3 protein-coding genes and 1 pseudogene are annotated in these 6,573 nt (G+C 54.2%); all 4 read right to left on the reverse strand.

Annotated features, from left to right (window positions below):
• Positions 1-36 precede the first annotated feature (36 nt).
• A complete protein-coding gene (locus DNK34_RS23510) occupies positions 37-354 on the reverse strand; it encodes a hypothetical protein (protein WP_131177677.1) in 318 nt (105 codons plus the stop codon).
• A pseudogene (locus tag DNK34_RS25610) lies at positions 351-3,050 on the reverse strand (hemagglutinin repeat-containing protein); the annotation flags it as partial. The gene DNK34_RS23510 and the pseudogene DNK34_RS25610, both read right to left, overlap by 4 nt.
• A gap of 176 nt (positions 3,051-3,226) precedes the next feature.
• Positions 3,227-3,610, reverse strand: coding sequence for a hypothetical protein (locus DNK34_RS23520; protein WP_131177679.1), 384 nt, complete (start codon positions 3,608-3,610; stop codon positions 3,227-3,229).
• A 9-nt stretch (positions 3,611-3,619) separates the two neighbouring features.
• The coding region (locus tag DNK34_RS23525; protein WP_207401631.1) for a hemagglutinin repeat-containing protein at positions 3,620-6,573 on the reverse strand (2,954 nt) is incomplete at its 5' end.

Here is a 6,573-nt window from a genome sequence, read left to right on the forward strand (position 1 = left end):
AATCCATCCTACAATTATTAATCCACCTTACCGCGTTCATTCAGGAATTTCAGCCCACCTCCCAGACTTTATAAAAAACTCAGCATCATCAGCTATAGAATCAAAGAAGCCAGACAAACTTATTGCATGGGTACGAATCATCATCAGAGCAGGCTGAGCAATCAAATCATCTGCCTTTCCTGAGTCAAGCATCTTTATAGAATTACACAGCAGGCCAGCATATTTATTAAAAGCCTCGTTCAAATCACAATTATAATCAACACTTAATTTGCCATTATCAAAATCGCCAATCTTTGCCTCAGCGATCTCTTTAAACAGCCTCCTTAAATCATCAAGAGACGAAAGCTCACTCATTTCGCTAATCTCCTTCCCTCAGATATGGCCTTACTTGTCTTAGCCGCATTATAAGACCCATCAAGATTCAATACGGCCTTGAACCGTCCCTTACTGTCAAAAACCTCAAGGTGGTTCTTGTGCATCCCATCCAAGTAAAATCTATCTCCCTTAGCAAGGTAATCTCCAATAGGAGAGGTTACTTGGTAAACACTTTGCCCTTGATATATTTGCTTGGTTTTCTGAGCAGACGTATTGACTTGCGAGCCAAGGCCTGGCTGTTTCAAAAATTCCCCCATATTGCCGACACTGCCAGAATTCGGGGTGTATTTATCTTTTGCCCCTCCCACATGCCCAAGGCTTCCCGGCGAGTTTACACTAATCTCAGTTTTCCCTTTACCCCCTTTCCCAGGAATCGCGCCAGTCAAAATGCTGGTGATTAGGCTTCCGCCATCAATCAGCTGTTGCTCAGCAGGATAATTCTCGGGGTCGAGTTCACCTTCAATCTTCTCTGCGATAAGCCTACCCGCAGCTTCGTTTAGAGAATCAAGGTAACTATTTATGCTCTGCCCAATATCGGTTTGGGAGAACGCTTGTTCAACAGCAAACTGAATGACACCCTTGGGCCCGCTCAGCCCTGCCACGACTATCCCGACTGCGAGAGCATTTTTAGGGTTTTCATCTATATAAATCTGAACGTTCGCGGCATGTTTCAAAATCTGCTGCAAAGCATTCGGATCGCCGGGGTTGACCATCTCCGGTTGCAAAAGCACTGGAATGCGATCATCCGATGTTGTGCCGACCTGCGGCTTTTCTTCATTCAAGCCAGGTATATCATCAAGGGACATACCAAGCGCAGCTGCTGCCTCGCGAATCTGCTCCTCGGATATGCCGTTTATCGCATTAAGCTGCGCAAGTACGTTCTGCTGGAATCCTGCATCCCCTACAACAGCCTTCGCATCCTTGAGTTTCATCCCGTTCAACAGCAACACTTCAAGCCCATCTTCGGCGATCGACGCAAGGCCCGCATGTTCGGTGCCTACGGGCCGCTGGATACCCAGTACTTTTTCCAAGCGGTTGTAGCTGACGTTCAAGCCAACGCTAATTAAGCCTAGATTTCCTTTGGCAGTATCATCGTAATTAGCGAGTGCTTCAGCCCACTGCTCAACCGTCGCCATCGGATCACTCAATGCCTCGATGGACGACTTGCTCACATACAGATCGGTACGGCTTTCCTCGTCCTTGGTGATTTCATAGGCGCTGTTCACGTCCCGATTCAGGCCATCAGTCGAGTCGTTGCCTGTTTCGGCATCGCGCCGCACGACGATTTCGCCTTCACCGACGGTGGCGCGAACGATCTGTTCGCGTTCCCGCTCGTACTCGTAACCCTCCAGGCTCCAGCCGGTCTGGCCTTCCTCGCCCTTGCCGACCTGGCTCTTGTCCTGCTGGCCACTACCGTAGCTACCACCGGCGTTGAGGTAGTAGCTGCGCTCGCGGTCTTCGCCCTGGATATCGCGGAAGCCCAAGGTATCGGTGTCCAGCTTGAGGTTGCCGCTCTGCGAGGCGATCACCGCACCATCGAGCTGGGTGTGTTCCTCGGTGCGTATGTCCAGCCGGTCGCGGGCAATGACGCGGGTCTGGTCGTTCACCCAGTCGGTCTTGCCGCTGGTTTCCCCGAAACCCACCGAGCCGCTGACGCTCACGCCGTAGCCAATGGTGACCGTGGCGCTGACGTCATACTCCTTGCCGGTATCAGGTATGGAGGAGACGGTGAGGTTGCGTCCCACCTCCCCCTTCACGTTCTCGCCTTCGACATGAGCGCCAGTGATGCGGGTATCGCGACCACTGGAGAAGTTCAGGTCGCGCCCGGCGTACAGGTAGGCGTTCTGCATCTGCTCGCCTTCACGATCCAGCTTGCCTTTGCCCAGACTGGCGCTGACGTAGACCCCAAACCCTTCGCTGCCCACGGTCACGCCGACTTCACCACCCGCGTTACGCCGATCGTTGTCAGTACTACTCTGGTTCTGCGCCGCACCGATCAGCAGGTCGTTACCGGCCTTCAGGTTGATATCCCGCCCGGACTGCGCACGGGTACCGATCAGGCTGAGGTCATTGGTTGCTTCCAGATTAAGATCCCGGCCCGCTAGCAGCTCGCTCGGGCTGGACGTACCTTGGCGCTCTGCCTGGGTGGCCGTACCGGTACTGCCACCCACGCCGAGCTTGAAGCCACCGGAGGTGCCGCCCTTGATCCCGCCCTTTCCTTGCTGTTGCTCAGCATCAACAACGTATTCACCCTGAGCGACCCCCAACGTGACGTCAGTGCCCTTGATAGCGATGTCACGCCTTGCCTGCAGGCGGCTGCCATCAATGACAACGTTGTTGCCAGCGACCAGGTTGATGTCGTTGCCAGCCTCCAGCGTCGAGGCCCGATTGCCGACCACGGTCTGGCTGATGCTCTGGCTCTGGCTGGTGCTGCCCAAATGGCCATCGAAAGTCGGCCCGGACATGAATTGGCTGACGCCGTCCACGGCCTTGAGAATGCTCGACGCCTGGCTGACCGTGTTCTCGCCTTTGCCTGTCCCGCTTATCGCATCCTTTGTATTGGCAAAGTTGTGATTGACGGTAGTACTCGTACCCGTACGTTTCTGACTCTGCTCCCTGGCGTAGCTCGATTGTTCATTGGCCGCATCGATGAGGATGTCGCGCCCGGCACGCACATCCGACTGGCAATCAGACGTAGGGCGTATTCGCCGAATGATTCAAAAAACTATTTATTTTTTAAAGAGCAATTGGCTTGTGAAACGTCATGCATGCGTCAGACGATCACGTCGCGGTAAACGACGGATTACGCTTCGCTAATCCATCCTGCAAATATTAATCCGTCTTACCGCGTTTAATTTCGCTCCCAATTCAGTTCCATTTCTTTTCCCAAAAAGAAATTATGAATAGCTTTAGAAGCCTCAACTTCACCAACAACAACATTTCGTGAAAAATCAGCAAACTGGCCACCAGCACAAAGCTCCACAACACTGCCATCATCACCACTAGGATTCAATAAAGTGAAATTCTCATCACACTGAGAGCTGAGAGTAACAACAAAATCTGCTCCTCCTCCTCCCACACACAACTGCCACCCATCAGCCCGCTCAATGCTTACAAGCGTATGATTTTGTCCATTTAATCGTCCTAAAGCAGCAATGGCTTGTTCATAACAATGGCACTCTAGCTCAATATCACCACTTCGATTAGCAACTCGATCATCAATAAACAACTTCATCCATCCTCCTTAAGGCCGTATCACAACGACTCCGTCAGGCCCAACCACTGAAAGTTCCTTAAGTCCTAGTTGACGCACCATGGATCTAATGCCGCCATTTTGATCACATGCTCGGCATGGCTGTCGATCAACATACAAAGTCAAACTCTCTCCTATGACATTAATCCCCTGCTGCTTAATTTGATTAAGAACATCAATCTCAGCATGTGTTTTGGAAATAGAATTAACACCCGAAACTGGCTGCCCATGCGCATTAATACCGTATATTTTTTGCCCATTCACCTCCAAAACCGCCAATGTACTTTTATCCAAAGATGATCCTGCAGGAGGTAATCCTAGATCTTTGCGGAAATCTGCTAAATCCTTTGATACGGACTCACTATACATATTCCCCGGACTCAGCTGATGCTCCGGCGTCGTATAGCTACCACTACCCTGCTGCCCGTCTAGCTGTTGCCCTCCTGTATGCGGAACAGTAACCACCGAACCACCAGCATTATAGCCCCCACTCGATGCATTCTCGGTATTTAGCGAATCAGCACCTGGGTTGACCAATGTGCCAAATCTTGGATCAAGTGTATGGATAGGCAGGGTAGTGCCTAGTACCAGTGGTAATAACTCAGCATACAGCCGCAACTGAAGCTCTAAGTCAGAATCTGACTCTTTGACTGACTCATAGACTGAGCCAGCAACCTTCGTCATATTCTCCTGTGTTGCTGGAAGTGCTGTCGTGGTCAGCAGCGCGCCGCCGAGTACTTCAGTAGCACTGAGTCCGCCCAAGATTGGCAGTGGCCCGAAAGACTGGCTACCATCACTCGGTTTATTGAACGCATTTAACAGAACCAAGGCTCTAATAGCAGCCTCAGGATTCTCTACAGCAAGGCGTTCGATGCTTGCCGCTACAGCGCGGGTTTGCTCCGTATCCACGCCCTGCGTCACCCAGCTAAAGAGCAACTTTGCAGAGTCCTTACGCTGCCCTTCGGTTCCTTTCTCCAGCTTCCGAACAGTTAGATTGGCACGGCGAGTTGCATCAATAAGCCGCTGTTGATACTGGATATCGTCGACACTTCGACCGTCCATGACCGCCGTGGCTGCAGCAAATAGTTGGATCGCGAAAGTCAGGGCCTCTTCGCTACTATCGCCATAATTTTCAGCTGCTTTGACCCAGCGTTCGAATGTCTTTCCTGGATTCGCCACCGCCTCCACAGACGACTTGGTCACATACAGATCCGTACGTTCCTCATCGTCCCGGGTGATCTCGTACGCCTTGCTCACATCGCGGTTGAGGCCCTCCGTGGAGTCCTGCCCGGTCTGTGCATCGTCACGGACGATCAGTTCGCCCTCGCCCACCGTGGCCCGTACGATCTGCTGGCGATCCTTCTCGTACTCGTAACCCTCGACGCTCCAACCGGTCTTGCCTTTTTCGCCCTTGCCTTCCTGGCTTTTGTCCTGCTGGGTATCTTTCGCGCCGTTCTTACCGTACGAACCGCCAACATTCAGGTAATAGCTGTGTTCCTTGTCGTGCCCGGCGATATCGCTGAAGCCCAGGGTGCCGGTGTCCAATTTGAGGTTGCCGGTGTTCGAGGCCAGCAATGCACCATCGAGCTGTGTGTGCTCTTCGGTGCGGATATCCAGGCGGTCCCGTGCGACGATACGGGTCTGATTTTCCACCCATTCGGTAGAGCCCTTGGTTTCCCCATAGCCAACCGAACCGCTGAAGCCCGCTCCCGGCCCGAAGGTGGCAGTGGCGCTGACATCGAACTCCTTGCCTTTGACCTCGCCCGTGTCCGTGAGCGACGCCACGATCAGGTTCCGCCCGACATCGCCCGTCACTTCATCGGCGTGCAGTTGCGCACCGGTCACGGCGGTGTCTCGACCACTGCTGAAGTTCAGACGGTCACCCGCGTACAGGTAGGCTTCCTGCTGGCGCTGGCCTTCACGCTCCAGATCACCCTTGCCCACGTTGACGCTGACGTAGACGCCAATACCTTCCGAGCCAAAGGTGAACCCGACCTCGCCACCCCCGCTGCGGCGGCTGCTTTCGCTGGCGCTTGCATTCTGTGCCGCACGAATACTGAGGTCGTTACCAGCCTTGAGGTCGATATCACGCCCAGCCTGGACTTCGGTACCGATCAGGCTCAGATCGTTGCTGGCATTGAGGTTGACGTCACGTTGAGCATTGAGCCAAGAACCACTGGCAGTTCCCTGGCTGCCTTCTTCGCCGGCCACACCTTTGCTGCCGCCGATGCCGACCTTGAAGCCACCGCTGGTGCCACCGACGAACCCGCCTTTGCCCTGGCTCTGCTGGCTCTCATAGCGCTGCTCGCCACGGGCGACATCGAGAACGATGTCCCGGCCAGTTACGGTGATGTCACGTCCAGTCTGGAACTGCCCTCCATGCACCAGAACATCGTTACCCGCAACCAGGTTGATATCGTTACCAGCCTCCAGTGTCGAAGCCCGATTACCGAGCACGGTCTGGCTGACGCTCTGGCTCTGGCTGGTGCTACCCAGGTGTGCATCGAAGGTCGGCCCGGCCAGGAACTGGCTGATGCTATCCACGGCTTTGAGCGTGCTGGATGCCTGGCTAACCGTATTCTCGCCTTTGCCGGCCCCACTGACGGCATCCTTGGTACGCTCGAAGTTGTGGTTGACGGTAGTGGTCGTACCCGTACGTTTCTGACTCTGCTCCCTGGCGTAGGCCGATTGCTCATTGGCCGCATCGATGCGGATATCGCGCCCCGCCTGCATGTTCAGGTCGTAGCCGGCGCTCAGGTCGGAACCCTGTTGCAGGATGTCGCGCCCGGCACGCACATCCAGGTCGAGCCCAGCGGCGATCTGACTGGCCGCGGCTGTCTGCTCGGAGGTGCGGGTCTTGTCCTTGAGCGTTTCCGCGCCGACGAAAGTGGTGAAGCCGTTACCATCCGCGCTTTGCTGAAGACCTACTGTTTTGGTGTTCTTCC

This window comes from Phytopseudomonas dryadis, assembly GCF_004327355.1.
Taxonomy (GTDB): Bacteria; Pseudomonadota; Gammaproteobacteria; order Pseudomonadales; family Pseudomonadaceae; genus Aquipseudomonas; species Aquipseudomonas dryadis.